This is a genomic window from Castellaniella hirudinis (assembly GCF_047468865.1).
GTDB classification, from domain to species: Bacteria; Pseudomonadota; Gammaproteobacteria; order Burkholderiales; family Burkholderiaceae_B; genus Castellaniella; species Castellaniella hirudinis_A.
This window is the reverse complement of record NZ_JBLGTV010000010.1, coordinates 36,184-53,490: the sequence shown is the minus strand read 5'-3', so window position 1 is coordinate 53,490 and position 17,307 is coordinate 36,184. Positions and strand designations below refer to the sequence as shown.

General features: G+C 66.0%; 13 protein-coding genes. 8 read left to right on the top strand and 5 right to left on the bottom strand.

The features are described from left to right. Positions 1-3: 3 nt before the first annotated feature. The 3 genes from ACMHYJ_RS12275 to ACMHYJ_RS12265 all read left to right on the top strand — a co-directional run bounded on the left by ACMHYJ_RS12275 (position 4) and on the right by ACMHYJ_RS12265 (position 4,540). The gene (locus ACMHYJ_RS12275) at positions 4-918 is read left to right on the top strand and encodes a LysR substrate-binding domain-containing protein (RefSeq protein ID WP_414246465.1); all 915 of its coding nucleotides are present in this window, start codon (positions 4-6) and stop codon (positions 916-918) included. Positions 919-1,119: 201 nt separating this feature from the next. Continuing rightward, the gene (locus ACMHYJ_RS12270; protein ID WP_414246464.1) at positions 1,120-3,234 is read left to right on the top strand and encodes a TonB-dependent siderophore receptor; all 2,115 of its coding nucleotides are present in this window, start codon (positions 1,120-1,122) and stop codon (positions 3,232-3,234) included. A gap of 4 nt (positions 3,235-3,238) precedes the next feature. Continuing rightward, positions 3,239-4,540, top strand: coding sequence for an MFS transporter (locus ACMHYJ_RS12265; RefSeq protein ID WP_414246463.1), 1,302 nt, complete (start codon positions 3,239-3,241; stop codon positions 4,538-4,540). 6 nt (positions 4,541-4,546) lie between these two features. On the opposite strand, the gene ACMHYJ_RS12260 is transcribed toward ACMHYJ_RS12265, so the two are convergent. After that, entirely contained in the window at positions 4,547-6,649 is a 2,103-nt protein-coding gene (locus tag ACMHYJ_RS12260) for a prolyl oligopeptidase family serine peptidase (RefSeq protein WP_414246462.1), read from the bottom strand. Between the two features lie 41 nt (positions 6,650-6,690). Here ACMHYJ_RS12260 and ACMHYJ_RS12255 point away from each other — a divergent pair, with 41 nt between their 5' ends. Then, a complete protein-coding gene (locus ACMHYJ_RS12255) occupies positions 6,691-7,149 on the top strand; it encodes a hypothetical protein (protein ID WP_414246461.1) in 459 nt (152 codons plus the stop codon). A 72-nt stretch (positions 7,150-7,221) separates the two neighbouring features. Beyond that, positions 7,222-8,286, top strand: coding sequence for a DUF72 domain-containing protein (locus ACMHYJ_RS12250; RefSeq protein WP_414246460.1), 1,065 nt, complete (start codon positions 7,222-7,224; stop codon positions 8,284-8,286). Between the two features lie 72 nt (positions 8,287-8,358). On the opposite strand, the gene ACMHYJ_RS12245 is transcribed toward ACMHYJ_RS12250, so the two are convergent. Next, positions 8,359-8,979 carry a DNA-3-methyladenine glycosylase I gene (locus ACMHYJ_RS12245; RefSeq protein WP_414246459.1) on the bottom strand — a complete coding sequence of 207 codons (621 nt, stop codon included), beginning with the start codon at positions 8,977-8,979 and terminating at the stop codon, positions 8,359-8,361. A 237-nt stretch (positions 8,980-9,216) separates the two neighbouring features. On the opposite strand from ACMHYJ_RS12245, the gene ACMHYJ_RS12240 reads away from it, so the two are divergent. Beyond that, positions 9,217-9,702, top strand: coding sequence for an META domain-containing protein (locus ACMHYJ_RS12240; RefSeq protein WP_414246458.1), 486 nt, complete (start codon positions 9,217-9,219; stop codon positions 9,700-9,702). A 28-nt stretch (positions 9,703-9,730) separates the two neighbouring features. Here the strand turns inward: ACMHYJ_RS12240 and ACMHYJ_RS12235 are convergent, their stop codons facing one another. After that, entirely contained in the window at positions 9,731-12,328 is a 2,598-nt protein-coding gene (locus ACMHYJ_RS12235) for a heavy metal translocating P-type ATPase (protein ID WP_414246457.1), read from the bottom strand. A 184-nt stretch (positions 12,329-12,512) separates the two neighbouring features. Between ACMHYJ_RS12235 and cadR the strand changes: the two genes are divergently transcribed. Then, positions 12,513-12,941 (top strand): Cd(II)/Pb(II)-responsive transcriptional regulator, encoded by a 429-nt coding sequence (cadR, locus tag ACMHYJ_RS12230; RefSeq protein ID WP_414246456.1) that lies wholly within the window; start codon positions 12,513-12,515, stop codon positions 12,939-12,941. A 102-nt stretch (positions 12,942-13,043) separates the two neighbouring features. On the opposite strand, the gene ACMHYJ_RS12225 is transcribed toward cadR, so the two are convergent. Then, positions 13,044-13,931: a cation diffusion facilitator family transporter gene (locus ACMHYJ_RS12225; protein WP_414246455.1), complete on the bottom strand. Its 888-nt coding sequence runs from the start codon at positions 13,929-13,931 to the stop codon at positions 13,044-13,046. 84 nt (positions 13,932-14,015) lie between these two features. Here ACMHYJ_RS12225 and kch point away from each other — a divergent pair, with 84 nt between their 5' ends. Next, positions 14,016-15,224, top strand: coding sequence for a voltage-gated potassium channel protein (gene kch, locus ACMHYJ_RS12220; protein WP_414246454.1), 1,209 nt, complete (start codon positions 14,016-14,018; stop codon positions 15,222-15,224). On the opposite strand, the gene metG is transcribed toward kch, so the two are convergent. Further along, positions 15,218-17,287 carry a methionine--tRNA ligase gene (gene metG, locus ACMHYJ_RS12215; protein ID WP_414246453.1) on the bottom strand — a complete coding sequence of 690 codons (2,070 nt, stop codon included), beginning with the start codon at positions 17,285-17,287 and terminating at the stop codon, positions 15,218-15,220. The two genes, kch and metG, sit on opposite strands and share 7 nt — an antisense overlap. Positions 17,288-17,307: the final 20 nt, after the last annotated feature.

Sequence of the window (17,307 nt, the reverse complement as noted above, 5' to 3'; positions counted from 1 at the left end):
AGCATGCAAAATCTCGACGATCTGGCGTATTTCGCGTTGGTGGCGGAACACGGCGGTTTTGCCGCCGCCGAACGCGCCAGCGGCATCCCGAAATCCAAACTCAGCCGGCGGATGGCCGAACTGGAGTCTCGGTTGGGCGTGCGCTTGGCGCAACGCAGCACGCGCCGTTTTGCACTGACATCGGTGGGCCAGCAGGTCGTGCAGCATGCGTGCGCCATGCTGGCCGAAGCCGAGGCGGTGCACACGCTGGCGCATGAGCAAATACATGAGCCGCGTGGGCGTGTGCGTCTGGCCTGTCCGCCGGCGCTGCTGCACGCGGTGGTGGGGCCGCTGCTGTCCGCCTTCGCCAAGGCCTGGCCGCAGGTGCAGCTGCAGATCGAAGCGACCAACCGCAACGTCGATGTCTGGCAGGATGGCGTCGATCTGGTGCTGCGCGTCCGCGCGCCCGACGCCGTCTTGCCGCAGGATGAAGTGGTGCGTCTGCTGGCGCCCAGCGAGCATGTGCTGGCTGCTGCGCCTGCGCTGCTGGCGGGCGCGCCGCCTTTGTCCGCGCCCGAGGATCTGCGCGCGCTGCCCACGCTGGGCCTGGGCAATTCGCCGGAGGCCCGGGCTTGGTGCCTGCGCCATGCCGACGGCCGGCAGATTGAATACCGGCATGATCCCAGGCTGGTGGTCGACGACATGAGCGTGCTGCTGTGCGCGGCCACGGATGGGGTGGGCTGCGCCGTGCTGCCGCGCCTGATGCTGCGCGATGCGTTGGCCAGCGGCCGGCTGCGGATCGTGCTGCCGGATTGGGCCCCGCCGCCCGGTGTCGTCCAACTGGCCTATGCCAGCCGCAGCGGCCAGCGCGCGGCGGTGCGCAGGCTTATCGACAGCCTGGCCGATGGTTTTGCGCAATGGGTTGAGCAGGGGGAGTGATCCGCCGCTCACGGCGGTTTTTTTGTGACTATTTTCTTGAAATGAGAACTATTTCCGTCTAAAATTCTCCGATCATTTCGGGCTGGCCCGTCCATCATCGGCAGGGGGAAAAAATCGCATGGATACTTTCAATGCGCGGATGCTTGTTGCCAGGCATCTGCTTCGTCACGCGCATTTCAATCGGCATCTCACGGAGGCGGCGTGCTAAAACAAATCCATACACCAATCTTCAGGGGAATTGCGGCGGGCTGGTGCGTGGCGCTGTTGCTGTCGCCGCCCGCGCATGGGCAGACGGCCGATGCGGCGGGCGGCGGCATGCCGTCCGATGGCGCGGCCTCGAACGCGAATGCGCCGGGGGTGGCCGAGCTCAGTGCGGTCACCGTGGTCGGCACGGTGGGGGATTTGCAGAGTCTGGATTTCTACGCCCCGAACTCCAGCGCCGTGATCAGCCAGCAGGACATCGAGGCGCTGGACGCCCGCAAGCTGGACGAGGCGCTGCAATACCAGGCCGGCATCCTGAGCGAGCCCTTCGGGCCGGACAACAAAGTGGATTGGTTCAAGATCCGGGGGTTTGATGCGTCCATGGCGCTGGACGGCACGCCGACCACGCCCAACGGCTATTTTGTCTGGAAATCCGAGGTCTTCGGGCTGGAATCCATCGAGGTGCTCAAGGGGCCCGATTCCCTGGTGTATGGGGCCTCCGAGACCGGCGGGGTGGTCAACCTCGTCACCAAGCGGCCCCACAAGCAAGAATCCCTGCGGATGAATCTGGAAGGCGGCACGGGCACCCGGGCGGGGCTTGGCCTGGATTACAACGGGGTCGCCAACGAGGCCGGCAATGTCTATTACCGGCTCGTCGCCCAGGCGCGCCGCGCCGACGGTATGCAGCACGACACGAACATGAAAAGCTACTACCTGGCTCCCAGCGTGACGTTCGACTTCAGCGACCGCACGTCGCTGACGCTGCTGGCCAGCGTTCAGCACGAAGACGGGGTGCCCACCAACGGCTTCCTGCCGGGCTATGGCACGATCATCGACACGCCTTATGGCAAGATCAGCCGCCGGTTGAATGCGGGCGAACCCAGTTTCGATCAGCTCAAGCGCACCCAGGTCGCGGCGGGCTGGCTGTTTCGCCATCAGTTCTCGGATGATTGGACGTACACGCAAAACTACAAGTTCACCCGCCTGAGCCTGGATCAACACAATGTGTTCGCGTATGGGTCGGATGGCGACCGGGAACTGCTGCGCGGTTATACCTATACGGACGGCAGTACGCGAAACCATTACATCGACAACCGCATCGCGGGCAAGGTGCGCCTGGGCGACTCGGTGGAACTATTGCCCGCCGTGGGCTTCGACTATCTGAAATCCGATACCAGCGGTCAGAACAACGGCTTCGGCCTGGCCCCCAACCTGGACATGTTCTCGCCGGTGTATGGCAAGGATTTCCCGGTGTCGGCAACCCCCTATGATCTGAATACCCGGCAGGTGGGCGTATATGCCTCTACCCAGCTGCGCCTGGGCTCGCACTGGAACTTCAATGCCGGCGCGCGGCGTGACCACGCCTGGGGCGATGGCCTGATCAGCGGTGCGGATGCGGGCTATGACGCCAGCCACACCAGCGTGAATGTGGGCGTGATGTACATCAGCGACTACGGGGTTTCGCCTTACCTCAGCTATTCCGAATCCTTCAAGCCGCTGCCCGGCGTGGATGCGCGCGGCAACGCCTACCTGCCGTATGTCGGCAAGCAGAAGGAAGCCGGCATCAAGCTGGAGCCCGATTGGCTGGATGGAACCATCACGCTGGCCTACTTCGATATCGAAGAACAGAACGCCTTGGTCGCCGATTCGTCCAATATCCAGACCCAAAGCGGCAAGCGCACCAACCGGGGGGTGGAACTGCAGGGCGATTTCAAGGTCACCGAAAATACGACGATGAAGGTGGCTTATACCTACAATCACTCCCGTCAGGATGTCAACGGCGGTGAAACCATCCGCACGCCTCTGATCCCCAAAAATCAAGCCAGCCTGTGGGTCAGCCACCGCTTCAGCCTGCCGCAAGGCGCCGGCCTGACGCTGGCCGCGGGGGTGCGCTATAACGGCCCGACCGAAGACCAGCAGTATTATTCCGGTGACAGCATCCCGGGCTATACCATGCTGGACGCCATGGCGCGCTACCAGATTGATCGCCGCTGGGCTTTCCAGATCAATGCGCGCAACCTGACCGACCGGACCTACATCAGCGGTTGCGACTTCTATTGCTACTACGGCAGCGGCAGGGTGGTGGACGCTCAACTGCAATATCAATGGCAGTAACGCGATGGCCGTAGCGGACGCGGCCCCTGTCCAGGCGCCCGCCGCCTGGACGCTGCAAGGGCTGCTGACGGTGGTCTTCCTGGGGGTGGCCGCCGGGCTGCAATTGGTGGACATCGGCGTGCAGGCCGTGTCGCTCTCGGCCATCCAGCGCAGCTTTCAGGTCAGCGACACCGCCATCGGCGCTTTGCAGGGCTTGGCGGGGGTGCTGGTCGGCAGCGCCCTGGCCATTCCACTGGCGCGCTTTGGCGATCAGTTTTCGCGCAAACGCATGCTGCTGTGCCTGATTGCCGCCTCGTCGGCGCTGATGGCGATCAGCGGGCTGGCCCCGAATTTTCCTGTTTTTTTCCTGGGGCGCTCGACGGCGGGAATTGCCGAGTTCGCCATGGTGCCGCTAGTGTATTCCATGATTCCCGACCTCGCGCCCGAACGCCACCGGGTCGCGGCGAATCTGGGCTTTGCCGCCCTGATGGCGGCGGGGGCCAGTGGCGGCTTTTATTTCAGCGGCGCGATCCTGGCCGCCGCCGATGCGGTGTATGCCGGGCCGCTGGAGCCTTGGCGCAAAGGGTTCTTGCTGCTCTCCCTGGCCGGACTGCCTTTGCTTCTGCTGGGCCTGGCGACCGCCGATCCCGCGCGGCGCGCCGGGGCGGCAGCGGCCGCCGCCGGCGCGTCGCTGCGCCATTTTCTGTCGCGGCAACGGCGCGCCATCGGCTTGTTCGTCGGGGTGGCCGGGTGTTTGATGATTGCGGTACAGGCGCTGAATCAGTTGCTGACACTCGCGCTGGAACGCCGGTTCAGCGCCGATCCCGCCGCTATCGGCTACGCCATCGGCATCATCATCCTGGTGACCAGCGTGGGCTGCCTGCCGGTGGCGGGCTTGCTGGATCGGTGGCTGGGCCGCGCTTTCGGCCAGGCCGTCCGGCCTCTGATCATGGGGCTGTCGGTGTTGCTGGCCTTGCCCGCCATGCTGTTGATGGCCATGGTGCAGACGCTGGATTGGGCCCTGGTGGTGGCGGGGGGATTTCTGTTCATGACCTGCACGGCCAATGCCCTGGTGCCCACCATGCTGCAGGATCTGGCGCCGGCCCCGCTGCGGGCGCGGGTTTTCGCATTATGGAGCTTTGTCGTGTCGGTTTTCAGCGCGACGGGGCCTTTGCTCGCCGGGATGGTGTCGGACTACTGGTTCAGCCAGCGCCTGCTGGATGCCATTGTTGCGGTGGCCGTGCCCGCCCTGGCCTTGTCCGCCGTCTGCGCCGCCGGGGCCTTTCGGCAAGGACGGGCGGCGGGCCGACCGCTGGCGGGGGCTTGAGCGGGTTCAGCCCACGGACACTGCCGCGCACCGGCAGGCGAATGCCCACAACAAGGCTGTCGAGGCGAAGACCTGATCTTGATCGTCGCTTTCCTGATGGCCGCTGTCGGGATTCAGAAGCAGGATCGCGGGCTGCTTGCCGCTTGTTCGGTGGCGGATGTTGGCAATCAATTTGGCGGGTTCCCAATAGGGGACGCGGTCGTCTTTCAGGCCCGCCGTGCACAGCAGCGGCGGATAGGCCGCAGGCTTGACGTTTTCGTAAGGAGAAATGGCGGCGATGCTGTCGTAGGCTTGCGGGTCGGCAAGCGGGTCGCCCCAGTCGGGCCGCAGCAGCGGCACCAGCGGGTGGTCGGCGTCGCTCAGGGTGTTGAGCATGTCGACAAAAGGCACTTGCGCGATCACGCCCGCCCAGAGTTCGGGGGCCTGGTTCATGGCGGCGCAGACCAGCAGGCCGCCCGCCGACACGCCGTGCGCCACGATCCGGCCGGGGGCGGCGTAGCCGATGTCCAGCAGGTGGCGTGCGCAGGCGATGAAATCGGCCATGGAATTGCATTTTTTTTCCCGGCATCCGTCCTGATACCAGCGCCAGCCCTTTTCCGAGCCGCCGCGCACGTGCGCGATGGCGTAGCGAAAGCCCGCGTCGACCAGCACGGCCGCCGGCCAGGAAAACAGCGGTTCGTTGGCAATGCCATAGGCGCCGTATCCGGTCAGCAGCACGGGCAGCGGCGTGTCCGCCGGCGTGTCTTTGCGGGACAGCACCGTCAGCGGGATCTGTGCGCCGTCCGGGGCGATGGCGTGAAGGCGTTCAAGCCGATAGCGGGCGGGGTCGAAACGGCCCGGCGCCGCCCGCCCGGTTTCATGGCAGTGGCCGCTGGCCAGGTCGATATCCAGCCAGCGGATCGGGGCGGCCGGGGTCTGGTGCGTGACGCGGATCTGCCTGGCGGCGTAGGGTTGCGCGGGCGCCAGGGCCAGGCTGTAGGCGGGGTCGTCGAAGGCGATGACGGTTTCCTGCCCGTCTGGGCGCATGACCACCAGGCGGTGCAGCGTGCCGTGCCGTTCAAGGCGCACCAGCGCAGCGGCAAATGGGTGCACGGCAATGATCGGCGTCCCGGGGCGGTGCGGCACCAGTTCGGCCTGAACCGCGCAGGTTTGCGGGTCCAGGCAGAGCAGTTTGCGGTCGAAGGCGCCGTCAGCATTGGTCACCATCAGCAAGCGCCCGTTCCATTCGTCGATGTCGTAGCGGATGCCGCGCACGCGGGGCCGCACCACGCGGGGCGGGGCCGTTTCCGCGTCCGCGGCAATCAACCGGACTTCGCCCGTATCGGGGCCGGCCAGCGTCAGCAGGATGAAACCGCCGGCGGCGCTGCGCGCCACCTGCATGAAAATCGCGGGATCGCTTTCTTCGTACAGAAGCACGGTATCGCCGTCCGCTGTGCCGGTGCGGTACAGGCGCGTGGGGCGATTATGTGTGTCGCGCCAGATCCAGAACAAGAACCGCGACGAGGGCGAAAAAACAAAGCCGCCATAGCCGTAGGCATCGGATTCGACCAGGGTGCGGATGCGGTCCGTGGCGATATCCAGCAGGCAGAGGCGGTGGCGGTCGTTGCCGATGATGTCCTCGGCCCAGATGAAATAGCGGTCATCGGGGCTGGGCTGGTGGTCGGTGGCGCGATAGTACGCGTGCCCGCGGGCGCGCTCGGCTTCGTCCAGCAGCGGCTGCGCCCGGCCTTGGCTGTCGACGCGGGAGAACCGGCGGTGCGACCCGCCGGCGGGCCGGTCGCAGCGGTAGCGCCAGCCGCCGGCCGTGGCGGCCGCCGCTGGCGGCGCGGCGGCAGCGGGCGGCCGATCCGACAGGCGGTCGAGAAACCATCGGGCATCGGCTTGCTGCGGCGCCAGGACGTGGGCGGCATAGCGCATTTCTGCCTGCAGATGCGCCCGCAGGTCGGGCGGCAGCCCGTCCAGTGTCCGGGTGCCCGATGCCGGGATGTATTGCATCCAGGCATAGGCGTCGGTGCGTTCGCGCCCGAGTTGCTTGCGCACCAAGGCCTTGCGGGACGCCTTGGGCGCCGGAGACAGCGGGGGATTAAACTGGGCGGATGGCTTCATCATGTGGGTCATCATAGTCGCAACCCGCGAATGGGCGCGCCGCGTTGGCGCAGCGGCGGGCAACACAGGGAAAATCCGCACAAGGGCGAATCATGCTTGTCTATGGGTACCGGCTTCGTTTTTATGGGGCACTGCTGCTGCTTTGCGCGGCCATATATTTTTTTCCGACGCGTTTTCTGGTGACGGTGCTGGGTCATGGGGTCGTTGCCTATCTGCCCTTATCCCTTGTGTTTTTGTTGATGGGGACCTTCGTGGCGTCGTTCCGGGATGTGGAAAAACAACGGACGGTGCTGGGTGTGCCCACGCCGGTGTTTTGCATTGGGCTGGCCATCGTGGGGTGCGGCATGGTGGCTGCGTATTTTCTTTCGCCTGGGCTGCAATGGCCCAGGTTGGGGATATTGCTGGTGCTTGCCGCCGCTGAAATCCTCCTGATTCGCCACGAGGCCAGGCGCCGCCTGGATCGGCGCCGGGCGGCGGCCGTCCGGGAATCCGCGCATGAATGAGCGGCGGCCGATGACCAGGGCCAAGGCCGGCGGGTGCGGGCGCGCTGGCGGCGGTGCGCGGGCGGGCTTTTGATGTCGGCCAGGGGGCAAGGCAGCCTGTTTGGCGAAGACTCCGTTCCGCTGTCCGGGTCGCGCCCTGATGCGCGTGCGGATGCGGCGCCCGCCGCGCGCCGGCGGACGGGGGCTGTGGTGCGCCCCGCGTCCGGCATCGAGGCGTGGCGCGCGCTGGCCCGGCAGTTGCCCGCCTCCTTGCGCTTCGGGGTGTCCACCTGGTCGTATCCGGGCTGGGACGGCCTGGTCTGGGATGGCGACTACACCCCGCAGGCGCTGTCCAGGCACGGCCTGGCCGCCTATCACCAGCATCCCTTGTTGCGCACGGTTTGCGTGGATCGCACTTTTTGGCGGCCTTTGACGGCGGGCCAGTATGCCGCCTATGCCGGCCAGGTCGATGCGCACTTCCGCTTCGTGGTCAAATGTCCCGCCGGCATTACCGATGCCCAGGTGCGCGATGATGAGGGCAAAGGATATCGCGCCAATCCGGGGTTTCTCGACCCGCGCCTGGCCGTCGAGCAATTCGTCCTGCCGACGCTGGACGGTCTGGGAGATCGGCTGGGGGTGTTGGTTTTCCAACTGAGCCCTTTGCCCTGGGGCTGGTTCAGCCGCCCGGGGGTGCTGCTGGATCGCCTGGGGCGGCTGTTGTCCGCCGTCCGACAGGCCCTGGCGGCGCGGGCCGACGTGATTGTCGCCGTGGAAGTCCGGGATCCGGAGTTGTTGGGGCAGGCGCTGGCGGATACGCTGGGCGCGCATGGGGCGACCTTCTGCCTGGGCCTGCACGGCAAGATGCCGCCCATCGAGGCGCAACTGCCGCTGCTGCGAGCCCTGTGGCCCGGCCCGCTGGTGTGTCGCTGGAACCTGAATCGCGCCTTCGGGGCGCATGGCTACGCCGCCGCGCAGAAAAAGCACGAACCTTTTGATGCCTTGATCAGCGAAGACCCGCACACACGCGCTGTGCTGGCGCGCACCATTCGCGGCATCGCGGACGCGGGCCAGGCGGCCTACGTCACCATCAGCAACGATGCCGAGGGCTGCGCGCCGTTGTCCATCCAGAGGCTGGCCCAGGCGGTTGCGGCGGCATAGCGGCCATCCATGCAGCGCCGAATGGCGAGACCCGGCGCCGACGATAAGCATTCGGATGCGCCAGACAGGACACTAAAACATGGGATGAATACTGAGCGCCATCAGGGCCGACAGCTGACACAGTGGCCTGCCGGATGCCTGTTGCAGGGTGTTGAAGAAATCCTGCACGGTTTGCAGGTCGCGTTGGCTGGTGGGCGTGCCCCGCACCACCCCTGCGGCTTCCAGACGCGCCACGACATGACTGGTCAGGAAAAACGTATCCTTGCCCGCCAGGCGCAAAAAACCGGCCCCCGAGCGGCCGCCCAGGCGGGCGCCGCGCTTGGCCAGCACGCGCCACAGGCCGATGGTATCCGTGTCCGGCCAATCGGCAATGAAATCCCCGAAGCTGCCGCCGTGTTCCTGGCGGAGGTCCAGGATGAACCGGGCGTTTTTCGGGATGCTCCGCAGCTTGGCCAAGTGGCGGATGATCCGTGGGTTTTGCAAGTGGTGTTGCAGGTCGGCGTCGCCGAGCCGCGCCATGGCCTCGGGCGGAAAGCCCGAAAACGCGTCTTCGAAGGCGGGCCACTTGGCATTGACCATGCTGTGCTGCATACCCGCCTGGAATACCCGCTGGGTCATGGCCGACAGATAGCGATCGTCGCCCTGCTGCCGCAGCTGTTCGGGCGGCAGCGCCTGCGGCAGATGCGCCTCCATGGCCTGATCCGACTCAAAACGCGCGCGAACCGTTTCATATAGCCAAGGGTAGAGATCCGTTGGATGAGGGGGCGTGGGGGTCAAGACTGTATTCTCCGTGTGGGCCGCCGATCGGCCTGGAAACCATCTTCCGGCGCAATACAATATACTGGTTTGCTGTTTTGAATGGCTCGGCAGCCCTGCCGCCGACCTGGTTTCCATCCGCTTCCGGCCCGCAGCCCGCCCACCCACGATCGCATGAAAAAAATCCTTATCGCCTGTGCTTTTTCCGCGTTGCTGGGGGCGTGCGCCCAGATGCCCGGGGTTTCCGCGCCCGCCGCCGTGGCGGCTCAACCGATTCTGGATGCGGCGACCCTGTCGGCGTACCACTGGTATCTGGTCAAGGCCGAAGACGGCCGTGGCCGGGATATCCCCGCTTTGCAACCCGGGGTGGAGGGCGTGCTGTACCTGGCCTTCGACGACCAGTCCATGCAGGTGCGCGGCGGCTGCAACCAGCAGTTCGGCGGCTATGCCCTGCAGGCCGATGCCTTGCGGCTCAAGGGGCTGGCGTCCACCATGAAGGCCTGCGCGCCCAAGCTCATGGCCCTGGATCAAGCGATCGCCGCGCGCTTTAAGGGCGATCTGGCCGCCGGCCTGCTGGGCGGTGGCCAGTCCCCCGTGCTGGTGCTGACCACGGTGGATGGCGATGTGCTGACCCTCGAAGGCAAGGCAACGGGGCAATAATACGGCTGCGGGGGCTGCCCAGGCGGCTTTATGGCGTCGAGGCGGTCTTGACGTGCCGCGGGTGGGTTCCGATCCCGCCGTCTTCATCCCCCTGCCAGCGCAGCAGCCGCAGCCCGTTGCCCACCACCAGCAGGCTGGCTCCCACGTCGGCGAACACGGCCATCCACATCGTCCCCAGGCCGATCACCGTCAAGATCAGGAACACGGCCTTGATCCCCAGCGCCAGGGCGATGTTCTGCACCAGAATGCGGTGCGTGGCCCGCGACAGGCCGATGAACCAGGGGATTTTGCGCAGATCGTCGTCCATCAGGGCGACGTCGGCGGTTTCAATCGCGGCGTCCGTGCCCATGGCCCCCATGGCGAAGCCGATGTCCGCTCGCGCCAGGGCTGGGGCGTCGTTGATGCCGTCGCCCACCATACCCACGGCCTGGCCCTCGGCGGCCAAGCGGGCCACGGCCTGCAGCTTGTCTTCGGGCAACAGGTTGCCTTCGGCATGGTCGATGCCCACCTGGGCAGCAATGGCGGCGGCCGTGTGGGGGTTGTCGCCCGACAGCATGGCGGTGCGCACGCCTTGCCGGTGCAGTGCCTGGATGGCGGCGGCGCTGTCGGGTTTGACGGTGTCGGCCACGGCGTACAGGGCCAGCACCCGGCGCGTGTCGGTCAGCATCACTACGGTTTTGCCTTGTCGTTCCAAGGCGTCCAGCCGGGCTTCCAGGGCGGGTGAGCACAGGCCGTTTTCGTGGATCAGGCGGTGGTTGCCCAACTGGTAGCGTTCGTCCGCCACACTGGCCTGGGTGCCGCGCCCCGGCAGGGCGGAAAAATCGGTGATTTGAATGTCCGGGGCGCCGGCATCGGGCGTGGTTGTCTCCGGCATCGCATTCTTTTGCGCCGCATCTCCTTGCACCGCATTTCTTTGCGCTGCATCTCCTCGTGTCATACCTCCTTGTGCCGCATCCGCCTGCATTGCCGCATCCGATGCCGCGGCTTGCGCCGCATCCCTGATCCGGCCTGTGGCCCTCAGCCCCTGGGCAATCGCCCGTGACACCGGGTGATCAGAATGGCTCGCCAGGCGGGTAGCCAGGGCATGCACCCAGGCCGCGTCCTGATCGCCCAGCAGGCATTGATCCGTCAATACCGGGCGGCCATGGGTCAACGTGCCCGTCTTGTCCAGGGCAATCCAGCGCAGCAGGCGGCCTTGTTCCAGATGGATGCCGCCTTTGATCAGCACGCCGTGGCGGGCGGCGGCGGCCAGGCCGCTGACGATGGACACCGGGGTGGAGATCACCAGGGCGCAGGGGCAGGCGATCACCAGCAGCACCAGGGCTTTGTAGATCCAGTCGTACCAGCCGCCCAGCCCCAGCAGCGGCGGGGCGACCGCGATGGCAAAGGCCAGCAGCACCACCACCGGCGTATAAATGCGGGCGAAACGGTCGACAAAACGCTGCGTGGGCGCGCGGGCGGATTGGGCGGATTCAATCGCGCGGATGATGCGCGCCAGCGTGGATTCTCCGGCGGGATGGCTGACCCGGTATTCCAGGGTGCCCGCGCCATTGATGGTGCCGGCATATACCGGATCGCCCGGGGTTTTGTCGATGGGCAGGCTTTCCCCGGTAATGGGAGATTGGTCAATGGCGGATTGGCCGGTCAGGATGATGCCATCCAGGGCGATGCGTTCGCCGGGGCGCACCCGCACCCGTGCATTGACGGCCACGGCGCTGGCGGGCTGATCCCGCCATTGGCCGTCTTCTTGCCGCACGCTGGCCTGATCCGGGGCCAGTCGCATCAGGCCCTGGATGGCATGGCGGGCGCGATCCAGCGACAGGGCCTCGATGCGTTCGGCCAGTTCGTACAGCACCATGACCATGGCGGCTTCGGCCCACTGGCCCAGCAGCAGGGCCCCGGTCACGGCGATGCTCATCAGGGCATTGATGTTCAGCTGCCCGTGGCGGATGGCTGTCCAGCCCTTCCGGTAGGTGCCGGTGCCGGCCGCCAGCACGGCCAGCACGGCCAAAATGGCCGGGACGACCTCGGGGCTGTCCAGCCAATGGGCGGCTTCCGCCGCCAGGGCGGCCGCTCCGGCGGCGGCCAGGGGCCACCAGGGTTTTGCGGGTTCCGGGATGGGCGCGGCCTGATCCGTGGCCTGTTCGGGCGTAAAACCCAGATCCCGGATGGCCTGCAGGATGCGGCCCAGGGATTCAGGGGTATGGATGACGGTCAGCATCCGCTGCATCAGGTTGAATTCCAGGTGCCGCACCTGGGGCAGACGGCCCAGCGCCTGGCGGATCAGGGCGGCTTCGGTGGGACAGTCCATCTGCAGGATGCGCAGCTGGGTGTGTTGGCTGCCGTTTTCAATCACTGGCGCATTCAACGGCCCGGCGCCGGGCATGGGGTCGCCGCTGGGGCAGCAAGATGGCGCGGCGCTTGCCGCATCCCGCGCGCCGCAACAGTCCTGAGAGGCGTCATCGGGGCGGCAAGCGGGGGCGGACGCTGGCGTCTTGGGGGGACGACAGGCCGGGTCGGCATGGTCGTGGCGATGATCGTGGTCGTGGCGGTGGCCGGCATCCTGCGCGTGCGCATGGCCTGCATCGACGAGACCGCTGGCAGGTTGGTGCGGGTGAGTGGGCATGGTCATCATCCATCAAACGATTTATGATGCCAGTAGACACCTTGTAGTTACTTCAAGGTCAAGCGTCATCCGCGCCGCTCGCGGTGCGGCAGGCCAATACACAGTGCGGCAGGCCAATCCATGATGTCTGCTCGTCCACGCGGCGTGCCGGCGCGTGGGGCGGGCCTGCCTGATTGGGGAACACATGAAAATCGGCGAACTGGCCCGTGCGGCCCATTGCTCAACGGAAACCATCCGTTTTTACGAAAAAACCGGCCTGCTGCCCGCGCCCGAGCGCACGGACGGCAATTACCGCCACTATGGGCCTGCGCACCTGGATCGTCTGCGGTTCATCCGCAATTGCCGGGGGCTGGACATGACCCACGACGAAATCCGCGCCCTGCTGGCCATGATCGACCACCCCGCCCAGGATTGCGGAACCATCAACCATCTGCTGGATGAACACATCGCCCACGTGCAGGTGCGCCTGCGGGAGCTTCAGGATTTGCGTGGGCAGCTGATTCAGCTGCGCGAACAATGCCCGACGGAGCAGGCGGTGGGGGCGTGCGGCATTGTGCAGGGGCTCAACCACATGGAAGCCACGCAGGCCCCCTTGCACAGCACGCATTTATAAGGTCGGGGAAACGGCTGGCCGGCATCGCCCGGGCAATGTCCAGCCAGGCCGGGGCGGCCCGTTCGATGCCGTCAGGTCTGGGGGAGGCCCCCGGCGCCCCCGCTATACCGGGTCAAAATGCGTCATCACATCCAGCACGGGCAAATCCGCCATCACGCGCTCACGGGCGGCCACCGCGATGGCGTGGCCGGCCTCGATGGTCAGTTGACCATCCATTTCGATGTCGACCTCCACCCAGATCATGTCGCCCATTTTGCGGGTGCGCAGGTCGTGGATGCCGCGCACGCCCGGGGTGCCCAGGATGCGTTCGCGGATGGCGGCTTCGGTTTCGTCGTCGGCCGCCCGGTCGACCAGGTCGTTGAATGCCTGCCAGCTGAATTTCCAGCCCATGCGGATGATCATCAGACCGACCACCAGCGCGGCCAGGGGGTCGGCCAGCGGCAGGCCGGCCAGGTTGGCGCCGATCCCCAGCGCCACCACCAGGGACGACGCGGCGTCGGATCGCGCATGCCAGGCATTGGCCACCAGCATGGTGGAGCGCACCCGCCGGGCCACGCGCAGCAGGTAGCGAAACAGCAGCTCTTTGGACAGTAACGCCAGCACGGCGACCAGGAACGCGACGGGGTGCACCACGGGGATGAGCGCCGGCGCCTGCAGGTGCTCGAAGCTGCGCCACAGCATGCCCAGGCCCACCACGGCCAGGATCAGGCCGATCCCCAGGGTGGCGGCGTTTTCAAAGCGCAAATGGCCGTAGGGGTGATCGTCATCGGGGGCCTTGGCGCTGTGCTTGTTGGCAAACAGCACGATGCCGTCGGAAACCAGATCGGACAAGGAATGGATCGCGTCGGCCACCAGGGCCTGGGATTGGGCGAACAGGCCGATCGCCATCTGGAGGGCGGTGAGTGCCAGGTTGACCCAGACACTGACCCAGGTGCTGCGCTGGGCGGCGGCCTGGCGTTCCGGCGTTTCGGGGACGAGGGCGGTGGACATGGGGTGCAGTATACGGGCTGGGCCCTGAAAGACGTGCAGTACACTGACGCACAAGTCAGCCATACACGCCATACGAATATCCGCATGCGATTCTCCCCTCCCGCCTGGATGGCGCGCGGCCTGCGCCTGATGCGCCAGTTGCCTTGGCATTGGTTGATTGCGGCCTTGGTGGCGGCGGATGGCTATCTGTTTTTGCAACCCTTGTGGCAGATGGTGTCGCAGGAGGGCCTGCTGCGCGCGCTGCAGGTGCGCGACGGGGCGTCCGTGGCGGCGTTCCTGGATTCGGGCGGTATCGCGCAAATGACGCGCTTGATGCTGGGTCTGGGGGTGCAGGTCATGGCGGTGGGCCTGCTGTACCGTGCCCGCATCGCCTGGGTCATCAGCGTGCTGCTGCTGGCCGTGGTGGCCGCGCTGTCCTTGTGGTGGGGGCAAACCCATGCCGCCCTGCTGGTGTACACCGTGCTGCTGGTGCTGGTGCTGCTGGTCTGCTGGAAGCATTTCAACCGGGCCAGCTTGACGGCCGGCAGCCTGTTTGCCGCGCTCAGTGTGTTCAGCCTGCTGGTGTACTCGGTTTTTGGCGTCTTGTACCTGGGCGAAGAATATTCACCGCCCATCACCGACCCGCTGACGGCTTTTTATTTTTCCATTGTCTCGATGTCCACGGTGGGGTATGGCGACATCAGCCCCCACAGCGATGCCGCCCGCTTGTTCACGGTGTCCATCATCATCCTGGGGATCACGGTTTTCGCCACGTCCGTCAGCGCCGTGGTGGGGCCTTTGATCGGGGGTAATCTCCAACGCCTGATGCACGGAAGGAGCGCACAGACCATGCGTAAAAATCACATCATCTTGGCGGGCGCCGGTCCGCTGGCGCAAAGCCTGCACGATGCCCTGCGCCAGCGGGGGCACGAAGTCACCGTCATCCTGCCCGCCGCGGACGGCCACCCCTATGCCGCCGGCGCCGACGTGCTGGAAGGCGATGCCTCGGATACGGATTTGCTGCGCCAGGCGGGGGCCGCCCAGGCCCGGTATATTTTGGCCCTGCGCAACGACGACGCAGAAAACGCGTTCATTGTGATGGCGGGGCGCGAAGCCAAGGGCCCGGACACCCAACTGGTGGCTTTGGTGAATTCGCCCGCGCACCTGGCCAAGCTGCGCATGGTCAGCCCGGATATCGTGATTTCGCTGCAGGCGCTGGGCAGTGAAATCCTGGCTCGCACCTTAAGCGGCGAGGCCATTGACGAAGCCTTGATCACGCGCTTGTTGTTTGGCGAGAAAGCGGGCGATCAGTGAATCCGCATCCCCGGCTGCGCCCCTTCCCAGGGTTCCAGCACATAGATGCCGGGGTTATTTTTTTCGTCGGCGTGGCTGGCGGCCAGCACCATGCCTTCGGAAACGCCGAAGCGCATCTTGCGCGGGGCCAGATTGGCCACCAGCACCGTCAGTTTGCCGGCCAGGTCTTCGGGCTGGTACATGGATTTGATCCCTGAAAACACCTGCCGCAGGCGGCCTTCGCCGGCATCCAGCGACAGGCGCAGCAGCTTGTCCGACCCGTCCACGGCGGTGCATTCGACGATGCGGGCGATGCGCAGGTCGATGCGGGAAAAATCCTTGATGTCGATGGTTTCGGCGATGGCTTCGCCGCCCGGCAGGGGGGCGGGTGTTTCGGCGGGTTCGAACAGGGCGTCGAGCAGGGCCGGATCCACCCGCTGCATCAGGTGCTTGAAGGCATTGATGTGCCCGGGCAGGTCGGCGGCATCGGCCCAGGCATACGGTTGCGGACGGCCAAAGAGTTCCTGGGCCACGCGCTGCGTCAAGGCGGGCAGCACGGGGGACAGCATCACGGACAAGGCCTGGAAACCCGCCAGGGCGCGCGAACAGATATCTTGCAGGGCGGTTTTCTGGGCCGCATCCGCCTGGGCGATGCCTTTGGCCAGCACCCAGGGCTGGGCGCTGTCGAAGGCCTGGTTGATCTTGTCGGCCTGGGCCATGATGCGCCGGATGGCGCGGCCGTATTCGCGGGCCTCGAAGTCGGCCTGAACCTGGCCGGCGCAGGCGCGCAGTTCGGCTTGCAGGGCATCCGTGTCGCCCGCGTAGGCCAGGGCGCCGTCGAAGTGGCGCGTGATGAAGGTGGCCGCCCGGCTGGCGATGTTGACGTACTTGCCGATCAGGTCGCTGTTCACGCGGGCGACGAAATCGTCCGGGTTGAAGTCCAGGTCTTCGACGTGGGCGTTGAGTTTGGCGGCGATGTAGTAGCGCAGCCATTCGGCGTCCATGCCGATGTCCAGGTAGCGCAGGGGGGAAATCCCCGTGCCCCGGCTCTTGGACATTTTTTCGCCGCTGACGGTGATGAAACCGTGGACGTGCAGCATGTCCGGGGTTTTGCGCCCGGAAAACTTCAGCATGGCGGGCCAGAACAGCGCATGGAAGTAGACGATGTCCTTGCCGATGAAGTGCACCTGCTCGGTGTCGCCGTCCGGGGCCAGCAAGGCGTCGTAGTCCAGCCCCTGCTTTTTGCAATAGGCCTGCAGCGACGCTAGGTAGCCCACCGGCGCATCCAGCCAGACGTAGAAATACTTGCCCGGCGCGTCCGGGATGGGGATGCCGAAATAGGGTTCGTCGCGGGAAATATCCCAGTCGGCCAGATTGGCCGCGTCGCCATCCGTGGTGCCCAGCCATTCGCGGGTCTTGCCCAGCACTTCGGCCTGCAGACGGGGGGTGCCGTCGGCGCGCTGGTCGGTGGTCCATGCCTGCAGGAACGCCACGCAGCGCGGGTCGGACAGGCGGAAGAAAAAGTGCTCCGAGCTGCGCAGCACGGGGCGCGCCTGGGTCAGGGTGGAATACGGCTCGATCAGTTCGGTGGGGCTGTAGACGGCGCTGCAGACCTCACAGGAATCGCCGTATTGGTCTTTGGCGTGGCAGCGCGGGCATTCGCCCTTGATGTAGCGGTCCGGCAGGAACATGCCCTTGACCGGGTCGTAGAATTGCTCGATCTCGCGGCTGTCGATGAACCCGGCGGCTTTCAGGGCGCGGTAGATGTCTTGCGACAGCTGGATGTTCTCCGGGGAATCCGTGCAGTGCCAGTGGTCGAAGCGCACGTGGAAGCCGTCCAGGTACTTCGGCCGTTCGCTGGCGTAGCGGGCCACCAGGGCCTGGGGGGTGATGCCTTCGGCTTCGGCCTTCAGCATGATGGGCGCGCCGTGGGCGTCGTCCGCCCCCACGAAGTGCACCGTGTGGCCGGCCATGCGCATGGCGCGCACCCAGGTGTCGGCCTGGATGTATTCCATGATGTGGCCGATATGGAATGAACCGTTGGCGTAGGGCAGGGCGGTGGTGACAAAGATCGTGCGCGACATGGAGGCCAGGGAAAGGAATC

Bases quoted from the DNA above. Each gene is read 5' to 3' on its own strand.
- ACMHYJ_RS12275 (WP_414246465.1), top strand. From the start codon at position 4: ATGCAAAATCTCGACGATCTGGCGTATTTCGCGTTGGTGGCGGAACAC.
- ACMHYJ_RS12265 (WP_414246463.1), top strand. From the start codon at position 3,239: ATGGCCGTAGCGGACGCGGCCCCTGTCCAGGCGCCCGCCGCCTGGACG.
- ACMHYJ_RS12260 (WP_414246462.1), bottom strand. From the start codon at position 6,649: ATGATGAAGCCATCCGCCCAGTTTAATCCCCCGCTGTCTCCGGCGCCC.
- ACMHYJ_RS12250 (WP_414246460.1), top strand. From the start codon at position 7,222: ATGTCGGCCAGGGGGCAAGGCAGCCTGTTTGGCGAAGACTCCGTTCCG.
- ACMHYJ_RS12245 (WP_414246459.1), bottom strand. From the start codon at position 8,979: ATGGAGGCGCATCTGCCGCAGGCGCTGCCGCCCGAACAGCTGCGGCAG.
- ACMHYJ_RS12240 (WP_414246458.1), top strand. From the start codon at position 9,217: ATGAAAAAAATCCTTATCGCCTGTGCTTTTTCCGCGTTGCTGGGGGCG.
- ACMHYJ_RS12235 (WP_414246457.1), bottom strand. From the start codon at position 12,328: ATGCCCACTCACCCGCACCAACCTGCCAGCGGTCTCGTCGATGCAGGC.
- cadR (WP_414246456.1), top strand. From the start codon at position 12,513: ATGAAAATCGGCGAACTGGCCCGTGCGGCCCATTGCTCAACGGAAACC.
- ACMHYJ_RS12225 (WP_414246455.1), bottom strand. From the start codon at position 13,931: ATGTCCACCGCCCTCGTCCCCGAAACGCCGGAACGCCAGGCCGCCGCC.
- kch (WP_414246454.1), top strand. From the start codon at position 14,016: ATGCGATTCTCCCCTCCCGCCTGGATGGCGCGCGGCCTGCGCCTGATG.
- metG (WP_414246453.1), bottom strand. From the start codon at position 17,287: ATGTCGCGCACGATCTTTGTCACCACCGCCCTGCCCTACGCCAACGGT.